Source organism: Halopelagius fulvigenes (assembly GCF_055398025.1).
Genome location: NZ_AP043847.1, coordinates 17,522 through 41,073 on the forward strand (window position 1 = coordinate 17,522; position 23,552 = coordinate 41,073).

At 56.9% G+C, this 23,552-nt stretch carries 22 protein-coding genes and 1 pseudogene; 15 read left to right on the plus strand and 8 right to left on the minus strand.

Annotated elements, in window-relative coordinates; genetic code table 11:
* Positions 1–103 precede the first annotated feature (103 nt).
* The 4 genes and pseudogenes from ACZ522_RS20065 to ACZ522_RS20080 all read left to right on the plus strand — a co-directional run bounded on the left by ACZ522_RS20065 (position 104) and on the right by ACZ522_RS20080 (position 2,752).
* A complete protein-coding gene (locus ACZ522_RS20065) occupies positions 104–1,084 on the plus strand; it encodes a DUF7972 family membrane protein (protein ID WP_379692255.1) in 981 nt (326 codons plus the stop codon).
* A 566-nt stretch (positions 1,085–1,650) separates the two neighbouring features.
* A complete protein-coding gene (locus ACZ522_RS20070; RefSeq protein ID WP_379692257.1) occupies positions 1,651–1,968 on the plus strand; it encodes a hypothetical protein in 318 nt (105 codons plus the stop codon).
* Complete coding sequence (locus tag ACZ522_RS20075; RefSeq protein ID WP_379692259.1) at positions 1,965–2,366, plus strand: HVO_A0114 family putative DNA-binding protein; 402 nt, start codon at positions 1,965–1,967, stop codon at positions 2,364–2,366. Before ACZ522_RS20070 ends, ACZ522_RS20075 begins: the two co-directional genes overlap by 4 nt.
* Positions 2,363–2,752, plus strand: a pseudogene (locus ACZ522_RS20080) (HVO_A0114 family putative DNA-binding protein). The gene ACZ522_RS20075 and the pseudogene ACZ522_RS20080 overlap by 4 nt, the downstream one beginning before the upstream one ends.
* Before the next feature lie 1,256 nt (positions 2,753–4,008).
* Here the strand turns inward: ACZ522_RS20080 and ACZ522_RS20085 are convergent.
* Entirely contained in the window at positions 4,009–4,230 is a 222-nt protein-coding gene (locus tag ACZ522_RS20085; RefSeq protein ID WP_379692261.1) for a HalOD1 output domain-containing protein, read from the minus strand.
* Between the two features lie 780 nt (positions 4,231–5,010).
* On the opposite strand from ACZ522_RS20085, the gene ACZ522_RS20090 reads away from it, so the two are divergent.
* From ACZ522_RS20090 to ACZ522_RS20100, 3 genes are all read left to right on the plus strand, one after another.
* Positions 5,011–5,922, plus strand: coding sequence for a DUF7972 family membrane protein (locus ACZ522_RS20090; protein WP_464391837.1), 912 nt, complete (start codon positions 5,011–5,013; stop codon positions 5,920–5,922).
* Positions 5,923–6,184: 262 nt separating this feature from the next.
* Positions 6,185–6,625, plus strand: a complete 441-nt coding sequence (locus ACZ522_RS20095) for a universal stress protein (protein ID WP_379692264.1) — start codon at positions 6,185–6,187, stop codon at positions 6,623–6,625.
* The gene (locus ACZ522_RS20100; RefSeq protein WP_379692266.1) at positions 6,622–8,865 is read left to right on the plus strand and encodes an amino acid permease; all 2,244 of its coding nucleotides are present in this window, start codon (positions 6,622–6,624) and stop codon (positions 8,863–8,865) included. The genes ACZ522_RS20095 and ACZ522_RS20100 overlap by 4 nt, the downstream gene beginning before the upstream one ends.
* Before the next feature lie 13 nt (positions 8,866–8,878).
* Here the strand turns inward: ACZ522_RS20100 and ACZ522_RS20105 are convergent, their stop codons facing one another.
* A complete protein-coding gene (locus ACZ522_RS20105) occupies positions 8,879–9,547 on the minus strand; it encodes a potassium channel family protein (protein ID WP_379692268.1) in 669 nt (222 codons plus the stop codon).
* A 161-nt stretch (positions 9,548–9,708) separates the two neighbouring features.
* On the opposite strand from ACZ522_RS20105, the gene ACZ522_RS20110 reads away from it, so the two are divergent.
* The 5 genes from ACZ522_RS20110 (at position 9,709) to ACZ522_RS20130 (ending at position 15,341) form a co-directional block, all read left to right on the plus strand.
* Positions 9,709–11,262 (plus strand): TrkH family potassium uptake protein, encoded by a 1,554-nt coding sequence (locus ACZ522_RS20110; RefSeq protein ID WP_379692269.1) that lies wholly within the window; start codon positions 9,709–9,711, stop codon positions 11,260–11,262.
* 106 nt (positions 11,263–11,368) lie between these two features.
* Positions 11,369–11,599: a hypothetical protein gene (locus tag ACZ522_RS20115; protein WP_379692271.1), complete on the plus strand. Its 231-nt coding sequence runs from the start codon at positions 11,369–11,371 to the stop codon at positions 11,597–11,599.
* 403 nt (positions 11,600–12,002) lie between these two features.
* Positions 12,003–12,404 carry a hypothetical protein gene (locus tag ACZ522_RS20120; RefSeq protein WP_379692272.1) on the plus strand — a complete coding sequence of 134 codons (402 nt, stop codon included), beginning with the start codon at positions 12,003–12,005 and terminating at the stop codon, positions 12,402–12,404.
* A gap of 106 nt (positions 12,405–12,510) precedes the next feature.
* Positions 12,511–13,848 carry a Trk system potassium transporter TrkA gene (gene trkA, locus ACZ522_RS20125; RefSeq protein WP_379692274.1) on the plus strand — a complete coding sequence of 446 codons (1,338 nt, stop codon included), beginning with the start codon at positions 12,511–12,513 and terminating at the stop codon, positions 13,846–13,848.
* Positions 13,845–15,341, plus strand: coding sequence for a TrkH family potassium uptake protein (locus ACZ522_RS20130; RefSeq protein ID WP_379692276.1), 1,497 nt, complete (start codon positions 13,845–13,847; stop codon positions 15,339–15,341). Before trkA ends, ACZ522_RS20130 begins: the two co-directional genes overlap by 4 nt.
* 1,035 nt (positions 15,342–16,376) lie before the next feature.
* On the opposite strand, the gene ACZ522_RS20135 is transcribed toward ACZ522_RS20130, so the two are convergent.
* The 4 genes from ACZ522_RS20135 to ACZ522_RS20150 all read right to left on the minus strand — a co-directional run bounded on the left by ACZ522_RS20135 (position 16,377) and on the right by ACZ522_RS20150 (position 20,190).
* On the minus strand, positions 16,377–17,096 hold the full coding sequence (locus ACZ522_RS20135; protein WP_379692278.1) for a DUF2270 domain-containing protein: 720 nt from the start codon (positions 17,094–17,096) through the stop codon (positions 16,377–16,379).
* A 611-nt stretch (positions 17,097–17,707) separates the two neighbouring features.
* Positions 17,708–18,913: a cation:proton antiporter gene (locus tag ACZ522_RS20140; RefSeq protein ID WP_379692279.1), complete on the minus strand. Its 1,206-nt coding sequence runs from the start codon at positions 18,911–18,913 to the stop codon at positions 17,708–17,710.
* Between the two features lie 2 nt (positions 18,914–18,915).
* Positions 18,916–19,419 carry a cation:proton antiporter regulatory subunit gene (locus ACZ522_RS20145; RefSeq protein ID WP_379692281.1) on the minus strand — a complete coding sequence of 168 codons (504 nt, stop codon included), beginning with the start codon at positions 19,417–19,419 and terminating at the stop codon, positions 18,916–18,918.
* A gap of 420 nt (positions 19,420–19,839) precedes the next feature.
* Positions 19,840–20,190 carry a transcriptional regulator gene (locus ACZ522_RS20150; protein ID WP_379692283.1) on the minus strand — a complete coding sequence of 117 codons (351 nt, stop codon included), beginning with the start codon at positions 20,188–20,190 and terminating at the stop codon, positions 19,840–19,842.
* Positions 20,191–20,487: 297 nt separating this feature from the next.
* On the opposite strand from ACZ522_RS20150, the gene ACZ522_RS20155 reads away from it, so the two are divergent.
* The gene (locus ACZ522_RS20155; RefSeq protein ID WP_379692285.1) at positions 20,488–20,637 is read left to right on the plus strand and encodes a hypothetical protein; all 150 of its coding nucleotides are present in this window, start codon (positions 20,488–20,490) and stop codon (positions 20,635–20,637) included.
* Between the two features lie 593 nt (positions 20,638–21,230).
* Here ACZ522_RS20155 and ACZ522_RS20160 read toward each other — a convergent pair.
* Together ACZ522_RS20160 and ACZ522_RS20165 are read right to left on the minus strand one after the other, a co-directional pair.
* On the minus strand, positions 21,231–21,452 hold the full coding sequence (locus tag ACZ522_RS20160; protein WP_379692287.1) for a DUF2061 domain-containing protein: 222 nt from the start codon (positions 21,450–21,452) through the stop codon (positions 21,231–21,233).
* Positions 21,453–21,956: 504 nt separating this feature from the next.
* Positions 21,957–22,385: an FxLYD domain-containing protein gene (locus ACZ522_RS20165; RefSeq protein WP_379692326.1), complete on the minus strand. Its 429-nt coding sequence runs from the start codon at positions 22,383–22,385 to the stop codon at positions 21,957–21,959.
* A 123-nt stretch (positions 22,386–22,508) separates the two neighbouring features.
* Here ACZ522_RS20165 and ACZ522_RS20170 point away from each other — a divergent pair, with 123 nt between their 5' ends.
* Entirely contained in the window at positions 22,509–22,961 is a 453-nt protein-coding gene (locus ACZ522_RS20170; RefSeq protein ID WP_379692289.1) for a pyridoxamine 5'-phosphate oxidase family protein, read from the plus strand.
* 186 nt (positions 22,962–23,147) lie between these two features.
* The gene (locus ACZ522_RS20175; protein WP_379692290.1) at positions 23,148–23,531 is read left to right on the plus strand and encodes a PEP/pyruvate-binding domain-containing protein; all 384 of its coding nucleotides are present in this window, start codon (positions 23,148–23,150) and stop codon (positions 23,529–23,531) included.
* Positions 23,532–23,552 lie beyond the last annotated feature (21 nt).

Below are 23,552 nucleotides of genomic sequence, written 5' to 3' on the forward strand. Positions count from 1 at the left end.
AAGTCCACGGTGTATACTCGTATATATGTATAATCAGTATTTAATACCAGCGCGACGCTTAACCCACTTCGAGAAGTAGCGTGAGTGTGATGGTGATCCAGGGATGAGTGGGTCGTGGGCCACCGACGTCAGCAATCCAATCACTCGCTGGCTCTTCCTCACGGGGAACCGCTTCGGGGTGGCTGTCACTCTCTCGCTTCTGTTCATCACATTGGAGGCGCTATTGATCGAGTTCGGCCTCGTCTACGTCGGCCCCGGGAGTAACCTTTCGACGGCACTATCGAGCGGTCTCTTGTCGGGGGTGCTGACGCTTCTCACGGTCGTCCTATCGATTAACCAGCTCATCCTCTCGCGGCTCTTCGGCTCGGCAGGGAGCCTCTCGGACATGCTCGAAGGAACCCTCGACTACCGGCGCACCGTCGAGGAGATCGCAGACGTGGACGTGAGTCCGAACGAACCCACCGCGTTCATCGGCCTCCTCGCCGATACCTTGGAACACCGCGTTGGGGACTTCCGGAAGGAAGTCGAGAGTGCAGCTGTTAGCCTCAATTCAGGGGATGACGTCAAGTCGTACGAGTCGGCAGTCACCGACTACGCCGATCACCTCAGGACGGCTGAGGACCTCAATGATGCGTCTAAGGTGTTGGTTGTCACGCTCGGAACAGACTACGCCGACCACCTCAACACGACGCGGGAATTCCGGAGCAAATACGGCGAGGGACTTTCCGACGAGGCCGACGAGGCTCTCGACGACGTTTTGGTGCTACTGAAGGCCGTCGCGACGATGCGGCAGTTCTTCAAGACACTCACCCTTCAGCAAGAACTCGCTATCCTCTCGCGGCGGTTAATATACACCGGCGTTCCGGCAGTGCTCGTGACGTACTTCCTCTCACACACCTACACTGCTGCCTCGGATGTGTCGACCGCGATCGACCCAGCGTACTTGCCAATCGTGGTGGCGGTCGCGACCGGGGTAATCCTCTTACCGCTCGCAGTGTTAGTCGCCTCCCTGCTGCGGGTAGCGACGGTGTCGCTGTACACGATATCAATCGGCACGTTCACTCCTCCCGAAAAGTCTATTTAAGAAGACTGATTGCCGCTCGAACGACCTGAATATCTTTGTGGGTCTGCTTCACTGAGTTCGGAATCTCACTAATGTGACGCGACACCGCCGAGTCAATAACAAGTGGATGCATTCATACGCGAATACTTGTGTAGTAGGTGTGTAGGGTGAACGGCGAAAATTCCCCTCAGGCGTGCATATGCACGCTCACTCCCCCGCTCGCACGATAGTTTGCCTACCCCCTGTACATCTCGCTTCTCTCACATTGGAAATGTCGCTATCGGCAGGAACACCGGCTCTCTATGGGGTAGTTCTGTGCACTCCTCACTCTGTACATATCGTTGAAATATAATATCACTCCATGTCTGAGTCCCCACCCTCAGCCTTTCACGCATGGGGATTGTTTTCGACGGCGGACCAAGCCGCCGCGCGTCAGTCTGACTCCCCTCTCCGCGTGCGTAGTGGCTACCGATGACTCCCTTGAAAAGCCGCTGTCGGACGATTCAGGTGGGTAGCCATCTCGTGGCACTACAGCGTTGGCCTTCTCACCAACAATGTATGATGGCATCCGTACCAACAGTTGAGAGATGGCACCCGAGGACGACGTCGAAGTTGCGTTCGAAGACCGCCGTAAAATAGACAGCAAGGTCGTCGCGATTCGCATCCTCTCGGTCCCCGAATCAGAGACGTACCCAGAAGGTGTAAAGTACGGGTTTCACTACGGAGAGAAGGGGGCGACGACCCTATCCTCCGATACGACAACCACCACGGTCCGCATGAGCGCCATGAGGGCGATAAGGTGGAATAAATTGACTTTCCCGGCGTGGAAGCGCTCCTCCGCCGCTTCGCCGACGAAATCGGTATCAACCTGTAACTACTCCGGTGCCATCATCCACTACCCATGACCAACACGACACTCACCATCCGCGTTGAATCAGACGAAGAGTTCTTCGACCGTGCGCTCAGCGGCGGCTGCGACGCTGACGCCGGCGAGATGGGCGAAGACCAGTACAGCGTCTCGCTCCCCAATGAGGCGGCACTGGCGCGTGTGTTAACCGAGAAGATCCTCGAACTCATCCGCACCATCGCTCGCGAAGAGCCGGGGAGTCAGCGTGAACTTGCCCGTCTCGTCGACCGAGACATCAAGAACATCTCGAACGCACTCACCGACCTCACAGAACTCGGGGTCATCAAGTTCAAGGATGACGGTCGCTCGAAACGCCTCACCGTGTGGTACGACGATCTCCACGTCGAGTACGACTTCCGCACATCGAATAACGAGGAGGTTCGAGGTGTGTCGTGACCGACAACACACTCAAAATCACGTTCAAGCAACGCGAGGCGCACTGCGCCGTCTGCGAGCGACTCCGCCGCGCAAGCCGGCGAGAGCGGCGCGGCGGTCGAACAGGATGCGCGATTCATCCTCAACTTCGAAAAGTTCGACGACGTCGACCGCCTCATGCGGACATCGAATCTCGAACTCATCGAAGCGATCGTTGCCGAACAGCCGAGAACATCCGGCAGGCGGCCGCCGCCGTCGACCGCGACTACCGCGATGTGCACCGGAATCTCCTGGAACTCGAAGCGCTGGGCGTCGTTGAGTTCGAGGAGAGCGGCCAAAGCAAGAAGCCCATCCTACGGCGCGGGGCCGACAACATCGACTTCTCATTTCAGTTCCCCCGCCGATGACGGGAAACTCCCCGGCGCGTCGCTCTAAGCCAAAATGGAACATCTCGGCAGAGAATGTCGGACAACACCTCAACGCTGTCCGATGCTCCTGAAGAGGGAGGTTTGAAGGAGTCAGGTGGTTTCCATCCTCCCAACAAAACTTACTCATGCCACCCGGAAGAGACTATTTGGCGATGAGGACCACAGTCCACTATCAACGAGCGACCACCACTCTCGAATACACCCGGCCAGACCGGTCAGACGGCGCTCGTGAATCCACGGGCGGAAGGTCCCAGCCGTAGCCGTCGCCGACGGCGGGAGTGAACCCTCGGCGACCGTTGAGGTCGATGGAACGCTGGTGGAGATTCATATTCACATCCATAAACACGCCGAGTAGTTGTTCTCGACGCGAATTCTCTTTTCCAGTAGTTGGTGGTGCAGTTTCTTTCTTCAGAACCCATCCTGAACAACCGCTACAGACAGGGCACAGATTTAGCATCAGTTTCAAACGATGGCGAATGAACCGAGTTGGAGAGGACATGAGGGCATTCTTCAGATAGCGAGGTTGAACTCCTCGTTACCACAGTTGCATGAGCCGTTAGTCCCTATTGGACGATAATTCTCGTTTGTCATCTCTTGTGCCGGATAGACCGTCCCACATTCTGTGCATTTGGCAAATGCAGTCGGTTCTCCCCCGGTGTTTGGACTCTCCTCGGTCATTTTTTCTTGCTCACGAGACATAGTACCACTTGGTGGTGAGAGCGGTTAACCAATCAACATATTCACACAAGCTGTTTACTGTGAGTAACTGGGTGACAGAATTCCAACGTCAGTATGCACGCGCTACTTAGCATATCGAGTGATTCGGTTTCCAGCTTAACCCTGGATAAGCACGAGTGGCTTCAGAAACAAAATCGCGCGACTGGGGAGAGGTCGTCGAGTCGCCCACAGTCCAGCCGAGCAAAAACGGTAAGAAACACCGAAAATAATGTCAGCAAACTCCCAATACCCTCCGCCAGTTCGCGTGATTGATCGAGGACAACGACATTGGCGGCCTCTCCGACCGCGAGAAGGCCGTGTGCGTGTTAGGGGTGACACGCGTCGTCGAAGACGTACACGTCCGAGTCCGCCGCGACAACGGCGCGCTGTAGGCCTACGAGGGTGGCGTCTGGACGCCCGACGGTGAACGCGCCCTTCGACACGGCGCGCGGCAGGCACTCGGGCCGATGCACTGCGGCCAGCGAGAAGCCATAGGGACGACGAAACTAATTCTTCAGTTAAGGAGGAGTCCTCCGCGCAACCATGACCTCCCCATCCCCTCGGACAGTTACTTCGTGCCCGCAGTAGCAAAACATGATAGTAGTGGATTCATCCTCCACCGAGTTAACGAACTCCGCGAGTACTCCAGGGTCAATTGTTTCATAGAGAGGTGGAACGTCAGGCGAGGGTGTATTTATTTCTGAGACTATATTTTCGATAAGTTCAGTAGACGAGGCCATACAGGATTTAGACGGCTTTATTGCAAAAGGATAGTGGCTGATTATGTGAGGAAGAGGGTTACACCTCGACAGAAAGGGTTCTACCGCCGCGGCCCAGTTTCGCGTTTAGTTAGTCGGTCGTCTCGGCGTTTACGTCGGCGGGGAGACGCTCACCAGGCGCGAAGGGTTCGCGGGGTTCGACGCGCCCACCGTCGGCGACGAGACGGCGTGGTGTCCGACGCGGTGAGGGTGGCGAGGGTGAGGCCGCCGGAGACGTGCCGAGGGCATCGTCCACGTCGGCGACGGGGACCGCGGGGAAGGGACGCTTTCGAAGCGCGCACAAGACGAAGCGTGAGGAGGGCCGGCGCCAAGTGCATCCCTGCCGACCTCGACCGCCTCGCGCACCGCGCCGGCTGTTCGGCGCAGAACTAACCGCCCGCCAGCGGGGGTTCTCCCCACCTACCCCGAAATAGGAGCGTGCCACGGGCGGTTGTTTGACGACGCCGTCGAGCACCACCTATGGCCGTCCTCACGGAGGTAGCACGTCTGCCAGACCCCCCGAAGCAACGAACAGAGAACTCCGCGCTCTCGTCGAAGAGCACCGTGACGACGCCGTCAGGGAACTCGCCAGCAGTATCCTCGCGTCTTGGTCACCGCCTCGGCATTTAGTGTGACAGAACCAATCGCTCAGAACAGGGAAGACAAAGATCGTTCGTAATTCGAGAATCAAATCCTAATTCAGAGAGAAGGTGGGAGAAGCACCCTACTTTTCCTGCTAACCGACGAAGAACCAATCAACGAATGGACAACCGATTCAGCCGATGGCTGCTCCTCTCCGGACATCGATTTAGCGTCGCCACTGGCGTACTCTTCGCCATGACTCTGGTGGTGCTTATCCCTCTCTTCTCACGGTTCGCCATCCGCAGTTTCACGCCGCTGTTGTATATCGCGAGCGCATTGGTCGGAGGGAATATCACGCTCATCACCCTTGTGGTCGCGCTCAGTCAAGTGATCCTCTCCCAAGAACTAGAGTCTCCGGGGTCGCTCCGAGACGAGGTTGGCCGAACAGCCGACTACCGGCAGGCAGCCCTCACCCAGCCGGCACCCCCGACCGATCCAGGCGACTTCCTGCAACAACTCCTTCAGCAGACCCAAGAGCGCGCCGGTTCGCTCACAGAACTCCTCTCTGATTCCACCACCGAACCTAGTACCCACCTTATCGACGAACTACCAGAGGAATGTGCCAAAGTGAGCGAGCGACTCGACACAACATCGGAGAAGCTCTCTTCGGTGATCGTTCCCCTCTTCGGCATTAAATACGCGACCTACATTCATGAGTGTCATCAGCTCGAGTCGGCTTACGAAGGAGGTGATTATGAACAGCTGCTCTCCACACTTGATGCGTTGAGCGCCGATTTGAAGAATCTCGACATTGCTCGACAGTACTTTACAACGATATTCATGAAGGAAGAACTCGCGAAGCTCTCTCGATCCCTCTTGTATGTCGGTATACTGGCTGTTCCTCTCCCGGTCGCGTTACTCATTCAGATTGCTTCCTATCCCACGGCGGCTGCCCCTATGCCGGTGATATTCGGCTTCACTCTTCTGACGGTTGTGGTTGGCCTCACCCCTCTTGCGCTCTTGATAGCGTTTATCCTCCGGGTAGCTAGGGTGACCCAGCATATCGCGTCAATCGCTCCATTCATGACATAGCGCCAACCACGACTAGGGATTGGTTTCGTTGACGTCCGAGAGGACGAATTAGTTGTATCACTCCTAGAAAGACAGCAGTCACCAGTCAGTTGATAGCACGGATTTCGAGCAGTAAGCACGCGCTACTTAGCATATCGAGTGGACGGTTCTTGATTAACCTCGGATAAGCCAAAATGGCCAGAAATGCTATTGGCTCTATGAGGATTTACCTTTTCTATCCATTCTACAAGGGTATAACTAACCAGGATCGAATTTATCCGATATGGATTCTACTGACAAGGAGAATCACCATAACCTCCTCGCACACGTTCTTCTTCCGGTCGCAAACGAGGAGGACGCTCGCGACACCGCTCGTGTACTGGCACCGTACGACCCCGAGCGTGTGACGGCATTACACGTAGTAGAAAAGGGTGGAGGAGTCCCCGATAAGACGCCGGTCGAACAGTCCGAAGAAGTAGCGGAGGAAGCCTTCGCGGCGGTCCGCGAAGTGTTTCCTGACGCTGCGGACCAAACGGCCTATTCGAGGGATATCGTTGAGGCGATCTTTGATGCCGCCGACGAAGTCGGAGCGAGCGCCATCGCATATCGGTCTCGCGGTGGTGGCCGTCTCATGCAGTTCCTCTCGGGTGACCTCTCACTCCAACTCGTAACGCAAGCGGAGTACCCCGTCATTGCACTCCCCCGGAGGGACGCCGAAACATGAGCGCAGGCGACGAGGAACTAGCGAAAGACCTCGGGCCGCTCGCGGCCCTGACCATCGGCGTCGGCACGATGATCGGGGCGGGAATCTTCGTCCTTCCGGGAACGGCCATTGAGAGCGCCGGCTGGCACGCCGTCCTCTCGTTCGTCTTAGGCGGCGCGATCGCATTACTGACTGCCTTCTCCGCGAGCGAACTCGGAACGGCGATGCCGAAGTCCGGCGGTGCGTACTACTACGTGAATCAGGCTCTCGGACCGCTGTTCGGCTCAATAACGGGGTGGGCGAACTGGCTCGGACTGGCCTTCGCGAGTTCCTTCTACATGGTCGGATTCGGGCAATACGTCCAAGCTATCGTCGGCATCTCCGGATCGCTATCGCTGGGGTTCGTCACGGTCTCTCCGGTGAAGATGATCGCGCTTCTCGGCGCGGCGTTCTTCGTCTTCGTCAACTACGTCGGCGCGAAGGAGACGGGCCGACTCCAGAACGTCATCGTCGGTATACTCGTAATCATTCTCGCGGTGTTCACGGTCGTGGGGGCGCTCAGGGCCGACTTGAGCAACCTCCCTGCGGGGAAGGGGTTCACTCCCTTGGTCACGACGACGGGAGTTATCTTCGTTTCTTACCTCGGGTTCGTCCAGATTACGAGCGTCGCAGAGGAGATCCAAGATCCCGACAGGAGCCTTCCGCGGGCGATTATTGGGAGCGTTGTCCTCGTGACGAGTATCTACGCGCTCGTACTGCTTACGATGACGGCCGCGGTCGAACAAGGATTCATCGCCGAACAACAACTCGCCGGAAACATCGCAGTGGTCGAAGTCGGTCGGCTCCTACTCGGTCCCGTCGGTGCGGTGGCGCTTCTCCTAGGCGGCCTCCTCGCAACAGCCTCCAGCGCCAACGCGTCGATCCTCGCATCGTCTCGAATCAACTTCGCGATGGGTCGCGACCGCATCGTCACTCCCGAGATCAACGCAATACACAACCGCTTCGGCACTCCCTACCGCGCCATCGCGATCACCGGCGGACTCATCCTCTTGTTCATCGCCGCCGGTAGCGTCGAGTTGCTCGCGACCCTGGGGAGCGTCCTCCACCTGATCATCTACGGACTGCTCAACATCGCCCTGATAGTGATGCGAGAGGCCAACGTCGTAGATTACGAGCCATCGTACCGCGTCCCGCTCTACCCCGCAATCCCGATTCTCGGGGTCGTTCTCTCGTTCGCGCTCATCGCGTTCATCTCGCCGACCGTGATCCTACTCAGCGCGTTGTTGGTCGGCGGTGCCATCCTCTGGTACCTCGCGTACGCGAAGTCGCGCACGACCGTCCAAGGGGTCCTCCCCGAGTTCATCCTTGAACGGAGCGAGACGATGCCCGACGCAGTCGTCTCGGCCGCAACGAGCGTGAAACCCGATGGCGGCGAGTATCGAGTGATGGTTCCGCTGGCGAATCCAGAACACGAGTCCGACCTCATCACCCTCGCAAGCGCAATCGCCAAACAGCGAGGCGGAATCGTTGAAGCACTACATATTGTCACCGTTCCAGATCAGACCACACTTGAGTTCGCGGCAGAGCAGTTCGACGAGGAGAAAAAAGAGTCCCAAGCACTCCTCGATGCCGCGGAACGTGACACCGAGTCGTTCGGAACCCCAATCGAGAAGTCGACCATCTTCTCACATCGATCGTTCGAGGAGATTTTCGACGCGGCGCGTTCACACGACGCCGACCTGGTCGTCATGGGTTGGGGGCCGGAGTCTCACGGTTCACCAGGTCGAATCGAGAGCGCCATGGACGACCTCGGAACGAGTCTCCCCTGCGACGTCGTCGCTCTCAGGAACCGTGGCTTCGATCCGGATCACCTCCTCGTTCCCACCGCGGGCGGTCCCTCTTCAGATCTCTCCGCGGAGATTGCCACGCTGCTCCAAAGCGAGTACGGCTCTCGGATCACCCTACTCAACGTCGACGACGACCGAGAAGCGGGTCAGGAGTTCCTCGAGAATTGGGCCTCCGAACGTAACCTCGGCGAGGCGAACCTCCGCGTCGAAGGTGGTGACGTGAGTACAGCGATCGCGGACGCCGCGAAGGACTGTACTATGGTGATTATCGGAGCGACCGGTCGTGGACTCCTCTCGCGGTTACTGCAGGGGTCCGAAGTAGTCGAGGCCGCCGAAGGCGTCGACCGTACAGTGCTCTTGGCCGAACGGCCGACCGACCGATCGCTCCGCGAGCGGTTGTTCGGACGGCGGTGAGGTGAACTCGGTCTCACTCGAACGCTTCCGCCACTCGGCTCCACGTCCCGGACGGAGTAATGAGGGTGACGTGGTCTCCGGCCTTGATTCGTGTATCACCGTTCGGGACGGTCGAACGAGACTCAAGACGCTCTTGATGAACGGAGATAACTGTCACGTCGTCACCTAAGATTCGAGACGATACAGCTTCCGAAATAGTCCGATTCGCAATTGAAGAATTCTCGCTGACTCGGATCTCGAGAATCTCCGTGTTTCCTCGGAAGATCCGCCGATCGACGATAGAGGGATGCACGACGGACGAATAGAACTGCTCCGCGACCAGCCGATAGGGGTTTCCGACCGTCTCTATCCCGAACTGCTCGAAGAGGCGGCCGTGTTCGGCGTTGTTTATGATGGAAGCGGTCGTATCGATGCCGAGTTGCTGTCCGAACAAACAGGTCGTGATGTTGACCGCGTCGTTACTCGTACTCGCAACGAGGGCGTCCGCTCCTTCTCCTCCGGCCTCCTCGAGAGTCTGTAACGACGCCGGGTCGTCGTTGATGACGGTACAGTCGTACTCTGCACGGACGGTCTCGGCTCGTTCGGGGTCTTCTTCGATGACGACGAGGTCGATACCGTCTTCGACTGCAAGTTCGACGAGGCGTCGTCCGACATCGTCGGCCCCAACGATGATTACGGTCATAATGTTAGGTATTCGTACACGATGGTAGTGGCTCGGGAATCTTGGACCTTCGGCTACGTGACGGCCGAGCGGCCGTTACGGTTCTCTAACCAAATCAGTCTGGAGTACGGTGCAGGATCTCTCTGTGGTGACTGCCACAATCTCGCGAGATGGGGGGTCAAATGAGCGCGTCGACGTTCGACTTGGACATCTACGTAGATTGGCGCTCCAGTTTCAGTTTCCTCGGAACGATCCTGAAGGTGTTAGCTCTCGGGCCCCTATTCCCGGCTCTCGTCGCTCTCTATTATGGAGAGGATCTCCTCCCGTTTCTGGTGGCTGCGGCCGCGATGGCCGTCACTGGTGTGGGGCTCGAACGGCTTCGTACTGACCGTGACCTTGGAAACCGTGAAGCGCTTCTCATGGTGAGCGTGACGTGGTTAGTGGTCCCCCTCTTCGGGACGATACCCTATCTCGTCGCGGGGCAGGGAACCGTCGCACACCCGGTAAATGCCCTGTTTGAGAGTATGAGCGGGTTCACGACCACAGGTGCGACCGTCCTCGGAGAGATATCCGTCGAACAGCACTCCCGTTCGATCATGATGTGGCGACAGCTCACCCAGTGGATCGGCGGGATGGGTATCCTCGTGCTCATGGTGGCGATTCTCTCCGAACTGTCCGTCGGCGGAGCGCAGATCATCAGCGAGGAGGCACCGGGATTTTCGCTCGAGAAGCTGACACCGCGTATTCAAGAGACCGCCCGTACCCTCTGGAAGATCTATCTCGGGTTTACCATCGCAGCGGCACTCGTCTACTACGGCCTCCACCTCGCCGGCCTCGCTCCAAATATGGACCTCTACAACGCCATCGCGCATGCCTTGACGACCTTACCGACCGGTGGCTTCTCACCCAAAGCTCGGAGCGTGGAAGCCTTCACACCGATTGTTCAGTGGGCCGTGATGCCGTTCATGATCGTCGCGGGGACCAACTTTGCGTTGTTCTGGTACGTTCTCCAGGGTGAGCCGAAGCGACTCACGGATAATCCGGAGTTCCGATCGTATCTCCTCGCCATCGGGGTCGTCGGACTGCTCATCTCGGTCCTCCTCGGTAGTGGAGTCGGACTGGCAACCGTTCCGTCGAATATCGGCCCCCTCGTCGGAGACGTCGAGAACTCCCTGCGTCAAGGGCTCTTTCAGACCATCGCCATCGTCACGACTACCGGGTACGCCAGTATGGACTTCAACACGTGGTCACAGCCGACGCAGCTCGTCCTCCTGTTCGCCATGTTCCTCGGTGGGTCCGCGGGGTCGGCCGCCGGGTCGATAAAGATCGTCCGCTGGTACATCGTCTACCGCGCGATGGGTCGGCAACTGTTCACGACCGTCCACCCAACCGCGGTTCGCCCCCTCCGAATGTCTGACAGCGTGATAGACGAGGAGACGGTCAGGGACATATTCATCTTCGTCCTCCTCTTCGTCTCGCTCTTCGTATTCTCGACGATAGTGATCTACCTGGACGCGGTCCGAACCGGCCTCGGAATCTCCGCGCTGGAAGCGATGAGCGTCGCGATAGCGACGTTGGGGAATATCGGTCCGGGGTTCGGTATCGTCGGACCGATGAACAGTTTCCTCCCCTTCTCTAACCTCGCTAAACTCTACATGGTGTTCCTGATGTGGATCGGTCGGCTCGAGATAATATCCGTCCTCGTCGTCTTCACCCCGGCCTACTGGCGACGGTAACTTCCATCTCGGATTTAACAACAGAATGAAATCGATAGTAGATGACTCAGTAGAGTTACGTCCCTACTGACGCTGATCTTTAACTCGTCGCCGACTATTTTCGAACATGGAGGACTCGCTAACAGAGATTACGAACTGCTCGGTATTCTCCTATTCTAACGAGGTCCTGGTTGAGGTTCACGGATACACAGAAGATGGAGAGTTTACCGCTATCACCTACCAATTCAGTCCGACAGAAACTGATGAGATGCAACTCCAACCACGAGGCCAAATCGACAGCGCCCACGAAGACGAGATTCAGAACATCTTGGCTGAGAAGGGCTATACAGTCGTATGAGATACAAAGAGATACTCCTGACCATCGATAAAGGGGAGGAGCGGAAGCGTATCACTAAGCGGGTGTCGGGTATTCGAACGAAAACGACTGGTAAGAGAATCGAGTATCGGACGAATACCGGGTATCTGCTTGCTGTTCTCACGGATACACAACTTCCGTCTGGCGAGACCGGATCCAAACTTCGCTATCGGGTGACTCTCATTGGTCCCTCACACGCCCATGCTCGTGCCCAAGCGCACCGAATCCGACAGGCTGTTGCAGACTTCAAAGCTAACTGAGCATCCTCCGTGTATCGCCTGTTTCAGGCGACGTTATGGACATAATCCATACTACTAACAGTATTCGGCAGAGATGGACAACTAGATCGGTCGGAACAGCCACGTTGAACGTCGACTTTCCAATAATGGAACCTCCTCGGTCGAAAACGGCTAAGATAGCAACTGTACTCCAGAGGTGTCTCGAAGTCTCTACTCGCGTTGGACTACGTAGCCTCCTCGTCGTTAGCGGGTGGTTCGCTATCTACGCCGTCGTCGGTTTTCTTGGATCGACCGTCGGATGGATCGATCCGTCGTATCCGTTATTCTCGCTGGAGCGAGACCCCTTCTTCGTCATCGGAATTACCCTGGTCGCCCTCAGCACTGGCGTGGTTACTTCTTCGCTCCTTTTACATCACTTCCTCGTCGGCTTCGAAGACGACGAGTCACAGTTCTCCGTACTCTTGGGGTTTGTCAGCCTCGGCTTTAGCGCTGCAGTACTCCGAGTCACCCTCCCCATCGCAGTCGAGATTCTTCTCCGCGTTTTCTGAGGTACCTTTAATTCCGAAGCCATATTACGCCACTCTGAACGGCGCGAACGGATTTTAGTAGGCTTCGCTCGTAGTCGCACCTAATGAACACGTTGGGGGCGAACCGATGCGAGTGATCGTCGTCGGTGCCGGGGAAGTCGGGTCGAACATCGCCGCAAGTCTCACAGATAGCCACGAAGTCGTCGTCATCGATGTCGACTCCGAGAAAGTAGACGACCTCACGTACTCTCTCGACATCCTCGCGGTTCACGGAAACGGTGCCTCGCTCTCGACGTTACAGGAGGCTGGAATCGACCGTACGGATATGCTCATCGCCAGTACAGACGACGACGAGACGAACCTCGTCACCTGTTCGACGGCGAAGACAGTAAGCGACGCCTTCACCATCGCCCGGGTCAGAAACGCGAATTTCCTCGAGACGTGGAATCAGTCAGAGGGGGCGTTCGGCGTCGACTTCATGGTCTCGACGAATCTTCTGACTGCGGAGGATATCGCTCGGGTTATCGGTCTTCCAGCGGCGGTCAACGTCGATCCCTTCGCCGGCGGACTCGTGCAGATGGCAGAGTTCGAAATCGCAGCGGAGAGCGATATTGTAGGACAGACCGTCGAAGAGACGGATAAATTTGAGGAGCTAACTTTCGCCGCATTAGTCCGAAACGGAGAGGTGATATTCCCCCGCGGGCAGACGGTCATCGAAGCGGACAACAGAGTAATCGTCATCGGCCGACCGGAGAGCGTTCAGGCGTTCTCGAGGAGCGTTGCACCGGCTAAAGCTCGTGAGGAGGTACGGGATATCGTCATCATCGGCGGTAGCGACATCGGTTATCACACCGCCAAACTGCTCGAACAACGAGGATTTAGTCCGAGACTCATCGAACAGGACCCTGAACGCGCTCGCGAACTAGCCGAAGAGCTCCCGGATACGGTCGTAATGCAGAACGACGCGACGGACGCTGACTTCCTGATCGGAGAACACATCGACCAAGCGGACGCCGTCGTCGCCGCGACGGATAGCGACGAGAAAAATCTCCTCATTTCGTTACTCGCAAAGAACGTCGGTGCCCGACGGACCGTGGCAGTCGTCGAAATTGGCGAGTACTCCGGCCTGTTCGAGACCGTCGGAGTAGACGTCGCTATCAATCCGAGAGAGGCGACTGCGGAGGAGATTGTCCGCTTCACGCAGGAGGGACAGATCGAAAATCTCTCGCTCATCGAAGGACGGCAGGCGGAAGTTCTTGAGTTCGAGGTCAACGAGGAGAGCATCCTCGCAGGTCGGTCGATCAGGGAGAGCATCACCGAGTTACCCGCGGAAGTCGTGATCGGCGCGATAACCCGCGAACGTGACTTCGTCGTCCCCCGCGGCGACACCGTCATCGAACCTGGCGATCACGTCGTCCTCTTCGTCGCTACGGACGTACTCTCCGACGTTATGGCCGTTATATGAGGCTCCGCGTCGATTGGCGGGTGAGTCTCCGGCTGATCGGAACCATTCTCAAGTGGTTGTGGATACCGATGCTCCTTCCGCTCGCAATCGCGCTCTACGACGGGACGGCGACGGTGCCGTTTCTCGTACCGATGATCGGGACGGCGGTCGTCGGACTGGGACTCGAACAGTTGACGGAGGAAAGCGACCTGCAGGCCCGAGAGGCGTTCCTGATGGTCTCGCTCACGTGGCTGAGTATCGCCCTCGTCGGCGCAGTACCGTTCGTCTTGGCCGGAGAGGGTGTCCTCGCCCGTCCCATCAACGCACTCTTCGAGAGCATGAGCGGTATCACGACGACGGGTGCGACCATCATCGTAAACTTCGAACTGCACTCGCGGGCGATTCACATGTGGCGGTCGGTCATCCAATGGCTCGGCGGACTCGGGATTCTCGTGCTCGCGACGGCCGTCCTCTCGCAACTCTCCGTGGGTGGGGCGCAGCTCATGGAGACCGAAACCCAGACGCGAGACGTCAACAAGCTCACTCCTCGAATCTCGGAGACCGCCGCCCTCCTGTGGAAGATATACATCGGACTGACCGCGCTCCAAGTAGCTGTCCTCTACGGCTTACACCTCATCGGTCTCGCACCCGAGATGACGCTATACGACGCCGTGGCTCACGCCTTCACAACCGTTTCGACGAGCGGTTTCTCGCCGCGTCCTGCAAGCGTCGCCGCTTTCTCGCCCGCCGTGCAGTGGGCGATTATCCCCTTTATGGCGACCGGCGCGACGAGCTTCATCCTACTCTACTTTGCCCTCCAGGGAAACTTCGACAGGCTCCGTGACAGCGAGGAATTCCGCTTCTACGTCGGCATCCTCGGGTTATTCACCGTCGGCATTGCGAGCGTGTTACTCGTCGATTCGGCCCCGTACGATAGCCTCGAAGCCGTCGTCCGCCACTCGCTGTTTCAGGTCGTCTCCATCGTCACGACCACCGGCTACGCGAGTACCGACTTCAACTTCTGGTCGTCGGGGGCCAAGCACCTGCTCTTCGTCTGTATGTTTATCGGCGGTATGGCCGGGAGTACGACGTGTTCTATCAAGACGCTGCGCTGGTTGGTCGTGTTGAAGGCGTTCCGCCGCGACCTGTTCGTCGCCACCACCCCGAGCGCAATTCGGCCGGTTCGCCTGAGCGGAACCGTCGTTGACGAGGAGACGGTTCGAGACATCTACGCGTATACACTCGTAAGTCTCGTGTTCTTCATGCTCGCGACCATCTTCATCGTCGTAGACGCTTCACGGATCGAACGGACCGTCTCCGAGTTCGAGGCGATGAGTGCGGCGGCGGCCACTTTCTTCAACGTCGGCCCCGCGTTCGGGATCGCGGGACCCCTCGAAAGTTACGAACCGTTCCCTCGGACGACGAAGCTCCTCATGATATTCCTCATGTGGATCGGTCGAATCGAGATAATCCCCGTCTTGGTGCTGTTGACGCCGTCGTACTGGCGGTCGTAGGCATTCTTTAGTGGCACCTCAGAATAGCGGATGCGGTTTAGACGGCTCTATCGAAACCCTCGATTGGCGATCGCTTGGGTAGCCTGTACTGAATAGAGCGGTCACGTCAGTCACAAAATTTCCCTTACTCTATCGCTGCGTACAGCGTTCTAAGGTAAAGAAAAAGTGTCAAAAATTTCACACTGAGATAGTTCTTCGCGAGAGAAACGAACATCTCCAAATATCTCTAAAATTCATCAATGTCTTGTCCTATATGTCAATGGATCCGGTGAATTCTGTAGACGTCCGTTATCCCAAATTTCTACAGTCATCGGATCCACTCTTGACGCTGGAAATGTGCATACAGTAGTGTCGGCAAGCCGTGTGGTAAATAGGGTTGGTTAATATTCTGAATAGCATACTGAACTAGCAATGGCTGAGAAGCACGAATCAGGAGGTGAACCATCTACATTCGCGAAATGCATAGAATGTGGGAACATATATCCTGTACAAGAAGCAGATGGCGGGGGGTTTCGACCGGTGGGAACAGACGGGGAATGTGTCTGTGGGAACGACGAATTCGAGCCTACTCCCTGAGCACCCTCCGACTGCATCCATGCTATCCTGATGTAAGAGGATGACACTGTAAGAACCGACTATACGTATATAGGAACTCAAGAACACCTCTAGACGGATATCTGGGTACTCAGATGTCAGTCTACACGCTAAGCTAAGCGCACCAAACTGCATTGGCTACGGCACTAAATCCACTACACTCGAAGAATCCGATGATGTATGCCCTGTCTTGCATCAACTGTAATTTTGGCAAAATGGTGAATTCATCAAATGAGGCAATAGAGATTGCACAGGACCATCGAGAGAAACACGGTAAACGCCATTTCGTTGAGTTCAGAAAAGTATCCGAGATGGACTGCTGACATTTCATCTCCACTGACCCGTCTACGCGGATTACGGATATCCGAATACCATCACCCCCTCTATCCATATTCCGGGCTAGAGACCAATTAGTAGGCTTACTGGATACAGAGAACGGATTTATCGGTCTGTCTCTTTCCAGTCGTCTGGGTCCCCTTCACGGAATTCACCCTTGGCATGGCGCTCGCGGGGCCAGAAGGTGACGCCCAGCAGTGCGATATAGAACACACCCACAACGGTAACTACAGCAATCCCGGGGATACGAGCGATTCCAGCGGTTGTCAGCCAGTCTTGGCGCGGTGCAAACGCTGTAATCCTGAAGACCCACGCGACCAATAGGACACTGAGCAGAGCAAGGTACACACGCCGGAGCCGGTTTGCGAGTGCTTCAAATAACGAGACTTTCAGCGTCGGCCTGCGATAGTCCCTGCTCAGTTCCGCTCGCCAGTCGCGACGTTCAGTGCCTTGAGACGGGTCGAGGGCGTTTGCGAACAGGTTCTCTTGGATGACTCGAGCACGAGAGCGAAAGACGTCGTAGTCCCGGTACCGTCGTGCTTCGATGCCTAGAAAGATGGTGACGACAACGATCCCGATCAGCAAGATATAGTGTGGGTTATCGGTACTCGAAAACGCCCACGTCAAGATTGCTGCCATCAGCGTTACCGCCCATGTCGTCGTTTGGTCGAGACGCTGCCGCCACGTCCCCACTCGGTCTATCTCTCCGCGATAGGCGTGGGCCATCACCGAACCGAGTCCCGTACTATCGTCGACCATTTCGCGACCGATCTCCCGTTGGTCTGGTGCTGTTGGGTCGAATTCGTCGCTACCCGAATCGGTCATAGAAGAGAGACATCTTCTCGTTCCATAAGCAGTTATGGTGACAGTGTGAAATTATTATCATGCACTCGAGACCATCGAATAATATGCACACCCTACTTCGAAGTTAGCTTAGTGCTGATGTGACGGAATAAACGAACCCTCTCGTGAATGAGACGCCCTGTAGTCTGTAGAGTTAACGAAAAGTAGATACTATTCGAGTCGTGTTCCGCACGTCGGACAGAGGCGAACGGACGAAAAAACGGGGTGACTCAGTTTAATCCGGAACTCGGACCCGCAGTTCGAGCACTCGTAGGCCGGAGGCTCTCGGACCCAGACTACCCCGCCGGAGTTCGGCTTTTTCTTCCGAACGTCGCCGCTCCCAGCGAGTTTGTTCAGCACCGACCGGACGAGACGCCTCGGTGCGCCGAGACGTCGCGATAACTCGCCCGTCGTGTACGGTTCAAGTAGGTCCATCTCCTCGTAAACGTCCTCGCGTGACGGGCCTTCTTCGTCGGACGGATTGGCGGGTGAATCGGGATTAGTCATGTGGTACCGGTGAGACAGTAATGTTCGAAGGTGGGTACGGAGTATTCGAAGGATAGGGCGGTGATTATCTTCAATGTGTTCGGCGGTCAGTCAGACGGTACCTCTCGCGTATTAGTCGGGAGACTCTGCATGATGGTGTCCGAGTTCTGAATAAGAACGGTTCCGAGAATGCTCATCAGCAGAACGTACCCGACTGTGAACGCAGGAATCACCGATCCAAGTGCTCCGGTTCCGACGCTCGCCGCGAGGGTGGCGATGACGAGCGAGAACTCACCGCGCGGAACCATTCCGAACCCGACGCGGATCGATCGCCTCCGGTCCAACTGGTAGACGCGCCCTGAGAGGGTACCACTCACCAACTTCCCGACGGTGGTTACGACGATTGCGGCGACGAGTAGCCACGCGACGCCAGTCAACAGCGTGATGTCCGTCGTCAGACCGATGGAGAAGAAGAAGACGGCGGCGAAGAAGTCTCGAATCGGTGCGACGATGTGTTCGATGCGTTCGGTGTGATCGGTGCTGCTGAACGCAGTCCCGACGAAGAATGCGGCGACCGCTTCACTGAGTCCCGTCGCGAGCGCAACTCCCGCGATGAGCGTCGTAATCGCGAGAACACGGAGCATGAATAACTCGTCCGATTCGGCGTCAAACGCCCGTTCGACGTACTCCGAACCATACCACGCCACCAGCGTGAGCACCCCGAGGAACGCGAATGCGGTACCGACCGCCATCGCGGCGTCGAGTGGTGTCCCCTCACCCAACGCAACCGCTGACAGGAGCGCCAAATAGATCGCGATCAGGATGTCCTCGAATACGAGCGTCCCCAGTATTGGACTGCTCTCGGGGTTCATCACCCAGCCGTTGTCGATGATGGACTTCGTGATGACGGCGCTCGAGGAAATGTAGACGATTCCTGCGATGAAGAGCGTCTCTAATAGCGAGTAGCCGAACAGGACGCCTAATCCGGCACCGAGTCCGAAGTTGACGACGAAGTCTATCCCGCCGACTTTGGCGATGCGCGTCCGGTCGTTCAACAGCTGTGAGATGCTAAACTCGAGACCCAAGAAGAACAGCAAGAACACGATACCGAGTTCGGCGACGACGTCGATGAACTCGCCCTCCTCGACGAGTGTAAGAGATATTCCGGCGATAGAGGACGGTTCGTTCGGACCGATGAGGATACCGACGACGATGTACGCGGGGATGACCGAGAGACCGACTCGGTTCGCCAGCGTGCCCGCCAGAGCGATACCAGTCAATGCGATCCCGATTTCGACGAGCAGCTCCGCCATTCTTAGGCCTGAGAAGAGCCGCTTGCGTCCGAGTTAATCAGGTCAGAGAAGACTCGCTGCTCTTCTCGCGTACCGATCGCGACGAGAATATCGTCGCCCTCGATAGTCGTGTCTGGTGCCGGATTCGCTATCGTCTCTTCACCTCGCTGAATCGCGATGATTGATACACCCGCTTGTTCGCGGATGTTCGCTTCTCGCAGGGACTGCCCGACCAACTGCGACGACGGGTCGACGTCGACCCATTCGATAATCGCCTCGCCCAGCGGTACTTGCACCTCGTCCATCTCCACTGGCTGAAAGTACGCACCTTCGAGAATCGAGCCCAGCTGCCTCGCTTGCTTCCCAGTGAAGCTGAGCAACTTTTCGCTGTCCGCGTTCTTGCTCGGCCGGTGGTAGATCTCCCGCTTTCCGTCGTGGTGGATAAGCACGCTCACTCGTTCGTCTTTATCGAGTTCGAGTTCGAACTTGTGACCGACTCCCGGCACTTCGGCCTCGTAAATCGTCATACTGGCTTAAGTAGGGCAGAGTATGTTAAACGTCGTGCGTTCGGATAACTCCTCTACGCCGTTCGAGAGCCATGGAGCCTCAGTTTAGAGAGCGTTGTTTCCGTCTCGGAGTCAGTTTACGAACTGGGCCAATGATGTCTGTCCTTCAATACCGGTGAGAAGACACTGCATCACGGATTTTACGTGCCTTCTGGCGTGCAAACGCAGCCGTCGGCGAGAGTATTGTAGTGCGGTATTCTAACTGTGTGCCCGCGTCACCGTTCGGGAGAGTTGTTTCTTTGAGGACAGCAAGACGGTACCCGCTTTGACTTCGGTATTCGATGCGTCCTTTTTCTGTCCGAGCAGAAAGCCCACTCACTCGATCACTAATGAGCTTCCGTGCCTCCTCCATCTCTAAATCGAGGAGAATGGAGTGATAGGTCATTTGCGGACATTCTCTCCGTCGGAGGTGTCCTCCGAAGTCTCTGTCCCATTGCGCTCGCCATCCGGCGGGGTATCAGTAGATGCGTCGGCCGAGGCCCTGGCGTCAAGGGTGTCTACCGGAAGAGGAACCCACCAGACGACCGAGCGCCCCCCGACCTTTTTGCTCGCCACGTCGCCGCTCTCGTTAAGTTCGTGGAGTCTGTTAAGCGCCGTCCGCCGCGTGCAGGGCAGTTCTTCGGCCACTTCGTTGGACGTAAGCGGTTCGGCGCGATCCTCGCGGGCGTCGAACACGTCGAGTACATCCTCGGGAGTGACGCGCGGCTTGCGCCCTCCGGCAGAGTTAGTCATACTCGCCACGTCAAGCGTTGGTAAGTTAGTCATTTTTCCTATGTGGGAGATAACCCATGGAAATGAACCAGTAGATGCATACGAAATAGGTGTGTGGTTATTTCTTACGTAGGAAATAACGTAGAAAGACGGTCCTCTCAGGAGCGTTGAATCGCCCCGGGCGTAGTCCAGGTGCCGGGACCGGCCTTCTCAAAATAGATTCTGAAAGGCCAGTCAACGATAGACCCGCTAAACCGAGAAAGCATTGCTCTCAATCCTAACCCCGACGTACGCGACGTTCAGGCGGTGACCGAGTACATGACGGTCCTTTCAAACGGTCCCAACGTCGAGGACGCCGATGATCTGTACTGCATCGCCTCGCAGTCCGGGTCCTCGTACACCGTGGACGCCCGCACCGGCACGCGCGACTGCCCCGATGCGACGCACAACCTCGGCGAAACTGTATAAGCACACCCGGCGCGTCGCTATCATCCGCCGCGAGCGCGTGGCCTGCTATTCTCATCGCCGACGTAGACGAGCAACTCGGGATTCACGTCCCTGGCAGCCTCACACTCGCTGACGTGACCGTACCCGACATCCCCGCGGGCGTCTCGTCGCCGACGGCGGCCGCGTCGAACGACGGTCGTCCCTCATACTTGGTGAGCGCCCCCGGAATGCGACTGTTCGCCCTGGGCGAGGGACCTTTCATGCTGGCCCTGTTACGAGGTGGGTTTCGCTTGCCGAACCTGGACGCCACTGCCGAGATGACCGAGTAACCTAACGAAAACCTCTCCGAGGTCGGACGGAGAAAACCACTCTTCCGCATCCTGTACTTGTCGGTGACTGACTGCTCAGTAGAGGTGAACCAGGTAGCAAAGAGGCGATTGATTTCACTGATGGTTGTCAAAAGTCGCGTGCTAAACAGGGAGATTGTCTTCAGCGAATTTCGGTCGTACCAGTAGGTACAGTAGCAACCTTCACCTACATAGATTCTTCTATCGAATAGACAAAGTTAGCGAGTGCTGAGGCCCCTTTCTGTCCATTAGTTAGCGGCCGTAATCTCAGCTGCTCATGTTCCAGGTGATGTGGTCCCAAATCCGTTCGTAAACGAGGTACAGGGCCGTTTTTGCGATCGTCATGGCGACCCCAATGTTGAGAGCCGTCATCGGATCCCCCAATACGTACCAGACGAGGCCCACAGTGAGAGCGAGCGTGAACACGCGATATAACACCGTTTTGACTAGCAGTCGACTCCATCCTTGATGTGGTCTCTTACAAATCACAACTCCTCTTCAATTATTGGAAAAATAAACGTATCTATAAGTTACAGAAACTTAGAGAGTTAGCCTGAATCTGACGACTCAGGACGTGGGTCAGGTGTTCTGCCAGGGTTGACTCTTCTCACAGCTGTACAAATAAAGGGCTGAGTCGACGAGAACGCCGTCTCCTCGAACAACCTCGAACTGGCGCGCTAGGAGGTCAAGAGTGGAAGATGGCGATGAGCAGCACTTCTGTACAGAGGGGATGCTGACGTTGCCCAAGTTGACTTGTGGTTACTCCCATACACAAGACAGCGCTTATCGTCTGGGTTCACGAGGGTGGCATCTGGTGATGTACGTCGTACCGAAGGGAACCTCCCAGGGGTGTCACCAATATGGGGAGCGCGGCGAATGCAAGAAACAGATCTTCCAGTGTACGAACTCAGAGTACTGGGTCGAGACCACCGACGCCGCCTAGTCGGCCGCCATCACCATTGTAGGAGAGAGCAGGACGACTAATCCCGTCGCTCAGGTACTCAGCACGATTTCCTGCTTTGTGATTTCGGGTTCGTGCCGCCGCAACAGCGTGTTTTCGAACTCCCACGTCTCCCCAGCCGGGAGGCCGGTGAGGTTCGTGTACGACGTCCCGATGAGGACGTCGCCGGCGTAGAGTTTCGAGATGCTTTCGAGATACCGGAGTTCGCTGTCGGTGCCGTTCTTCGCGACGCCCGTCGAGATTACCTCATCCGTATCGCCACCAGAGAGGCTACTCTCCTCGACGGTGACGCCGTCGGGAACACTCGGGGCGTCCTGTGAGAACTCAGCCTCGATCTTGACGGAATCGGCATTTCCAGCGTCGTTCCCCAGCAGTGGGACGAACGCGCGCCACGTCTCGCCCGCGTCGACCGTCTGGCAGTACTCCGTGCTCGTGTTAGATGCGAGGTTGAGTCCGAGCAGATCGCTCCTCTCGAATCGGTTTCATGAGAGCAGATACCTGGATGACTGTGCAAATAGCGGACCCCGAATGGTGGGCATGGGCGTTATCACCCTGGCCGGTGAACTCACAGATGGTGAAGAAAGATGGCACCTGAGAAATTCGCGGAGATTGAAGGCATCGAAATGGACCGTGAGGATGTCGACACGTTCCTTCGTGAGCAGGGAGTGGGCGTCCTTTCGCTTACTGACGGCCAGGAAGCCTACGGCGTACCGGTCTCGTTCGGCTACGATGGGGAGGACAGTCTGTACTTCGTATTCCTACGTATCGGCGAGCAGAGTAAGAAGGAGCAGTTCGCCGAGCAGACCGGGCGCGCGAGTCTCACTGTCTACGATGTGACCTCTAAGCACGTCTGGACAAGCGTCATCGCGGCAGGGTCGATTCGTCAGATCCCCGATGAGGACTGGGACGAACTTGAAGACGCTATCGAAGATAACGCATGGTATCCGAGCCTCTTCTCGGAAGCCATACCGATGCAGGATATCGTCGGCTGGGAACTCCAAATCGATGAGCTCACTGGCCAGCAGAGTGAAGGATAGGTGCGTAGAACGACAGTAACAAGACTGTCGAATGCACGAATCATCCAGCGCTTGAGGACCCCTAATTCAAACAGTTACTTGAGATTGATGTCGAGACGACAGATGACGTGTTTGACGCCCTTACTCACGAATATCGTCGCGTCACGCTTACGCTCCTGGCTGGCAGCCAAACAACCCTATCACTGAATGAACTGGCGCGAGAGACACACCGCGAAGAACGGGATTCCGCACGAGGACGTCGCGCTCTCGGTCGTCGTCCAACGGATGGTCATCCCGGAGGTCTCCGGCACCATGTTCACCGCCGACCCGACGAACGGCAATCGTCGTATCACCGCAATCAAGGCCGGACTCGGCCTCAGGGAGGCGTTCATCTCGGGTGGGGCCGCCGCCGGCTCGGTTCGGGTCGACGCACGAACCGGTGAGACCCTCGACTACGAGACGGGCGTCCAGCGAACTGTGGTTCGCCCGCGTCCAGAGGGCGGTATCGAGACGGTCGACTTTTCGGCCGACGAGCGTTCGGTTCGCGCTCTCTCGGACAAACAGGTCCCACGGTTGTTGAGAAAGGGTTGATTAAGAAGGAGAGAGAAACCG

What these genes read in the sequence shown, in the direction of transcription:
- ACZ522_RS20130 (WP_379692276.1), top strand. Translation starts at nt 13,845, where the DNA reads ATGAGGCTCCGCGTCGATTGGCGGGTGAGTCTCCGGCTGATCGGAACC.
- ACZ522_RS20145 (WP_379692281.1), bottom strand. Translation starts at nt 19,419, where the DNA reads ATGACGATTTACGAGGCCGAAGTGCCGGGAGTCGGTCACAAGTTCGAA.
- ACZ522_RS20175 (WP_379692290.1), top strand. Translation starts at nt 23,148, where the DNA reads ATGAACTGGCGCGAGAGACACACCGCGAAGAACGGGATTCCGCACGAG.
- ACZ522_RS20095 (WP_379692264.1), top strand. Translation starts at nt 6,185, where the DNA reads ATGGATTCTACTGACAAGGAGAATCACCATAACCTCCTCGCACACGTT.
- ACZ522_RS20170 (WP_379692289.1), top strand. Translation starts at nt 22,509, where the DNA reads ATGGCACCTGAGAAATTCGCGGAGATTGAAGGCATCGAAATGGACCGT.
- trkA (WP_379692274.1), top strand. Translation starts at nt 12,511, where the DNA reads ATGCGAGTGATCGTCGTCGGTGCCGGGGAAGTCGGGTCGAACATCGCC.
- ACZ522_RS20120 (WP_379692272.1), top strand. Translation starts at nt 12,003, where the DNA reads ATGGAACCTCCTCGGTCGAAAACGGCTAAGATAGCAACTGTACTCCAG.
- ACZ522_RS20150 (WP_379692283.1), bottom strand. Translation starts at nt 20,190, where the DNA reads ATGACTAACTCTGCCGGAGGGCGCAAGCCGCGCGTCACTCCCGAGGAT.
- ACZ522_RS20135 (WP_379692278.1), bottom strand. Translation starts at nt 17,096, where the DNA reads ATGACCGATTCGGGTAGCGACGAATTCGACCCAACAGCACCAGACCAA.
- ACZ522_RS20100 (WP_379692266.1), top strand. Translation starts at nt 6,622, where the DNA reads ATGAGCGCAGGCGACGAGGAACTAGCGAAAGACCTCGGGCCGCTCGCG.
- ACZ522_RS20085 (WP_379692261.1), bottom strand. Translation starts at nt 4,230, where the DNA reads ATGGCCTCGTCTACTGAACTTATCGAAAATATAGTCTCAGAAATAAAT.
- ACZ522_RS20155 (WP_379692285.1), top strand. Translation starts at nt 20,488, where the DNA reads ATGACGGTCCTTTCAAACGGTCCCAACGTCGAGGACGCCGATGATCTG.
- ACZ522_RS20065 (WP_379692255.1), top strand. Translation starts at nt 104, where the DNA reads ATGAGTGGGTCGTGGGCCACCGACGTCAGCAATCCAATCACTCGCTGG.
- ACZ522_RS20105 (WP_379692268.1), bottom strand. Translation starts at nt 9,547, where the DNA reads ATGACCGTAATCATCGTTGGGGCCGACGATGTCGGACGACGCCTCGTC.
- ACZ522_RS20070 (WP_379692257.1), top strand. Translation starts at nt 1,651, where the DNA reads ATGGCACCCGAGGACGACGTCGAAGTTGCGTTCGAAGACCGCCGTAAA.
- ACZ522_RS20090 (WP_464391837.1), top strand. Translation starts at nt 5,011, where the DNA reads ATGGACAACCGATTCAGCCGATGGCTGCTCCTCTCCGGACATCGATTT.
- ACZ522_RS20115 (WP_379692271.1), top strand. Translation starts at nt 11,369, where the DNA reads ATGGAGGACTCGCTAACAGAGATTACGAACTGCTCGGTATTCTCCTAT.
- ACZ522_RS20140 (WP_379692279.1), bottom strand. Translation starts at nt 18,913, where the DNA reads ATGGCGGAGCTGCTCGTCGAAATCGGGATCGCATTGACTGGTATCGCT.
- ACZ522_RS20110 (WP_379692269.1), top strand. Translation starts at nt 9,709, where the DNA reads ATGAGCGCGTCGACGTTCGACTTGGACATCTACGTAGATTGGCGCTCC.
- ACZ522_RS20075 (WP_379692259.1), top strand. Translation starts at nt 1,965, where the DNA reads ATGACCAACACGACACTCACCATCCGCGTTGAATCAGACGAAGAGTTC.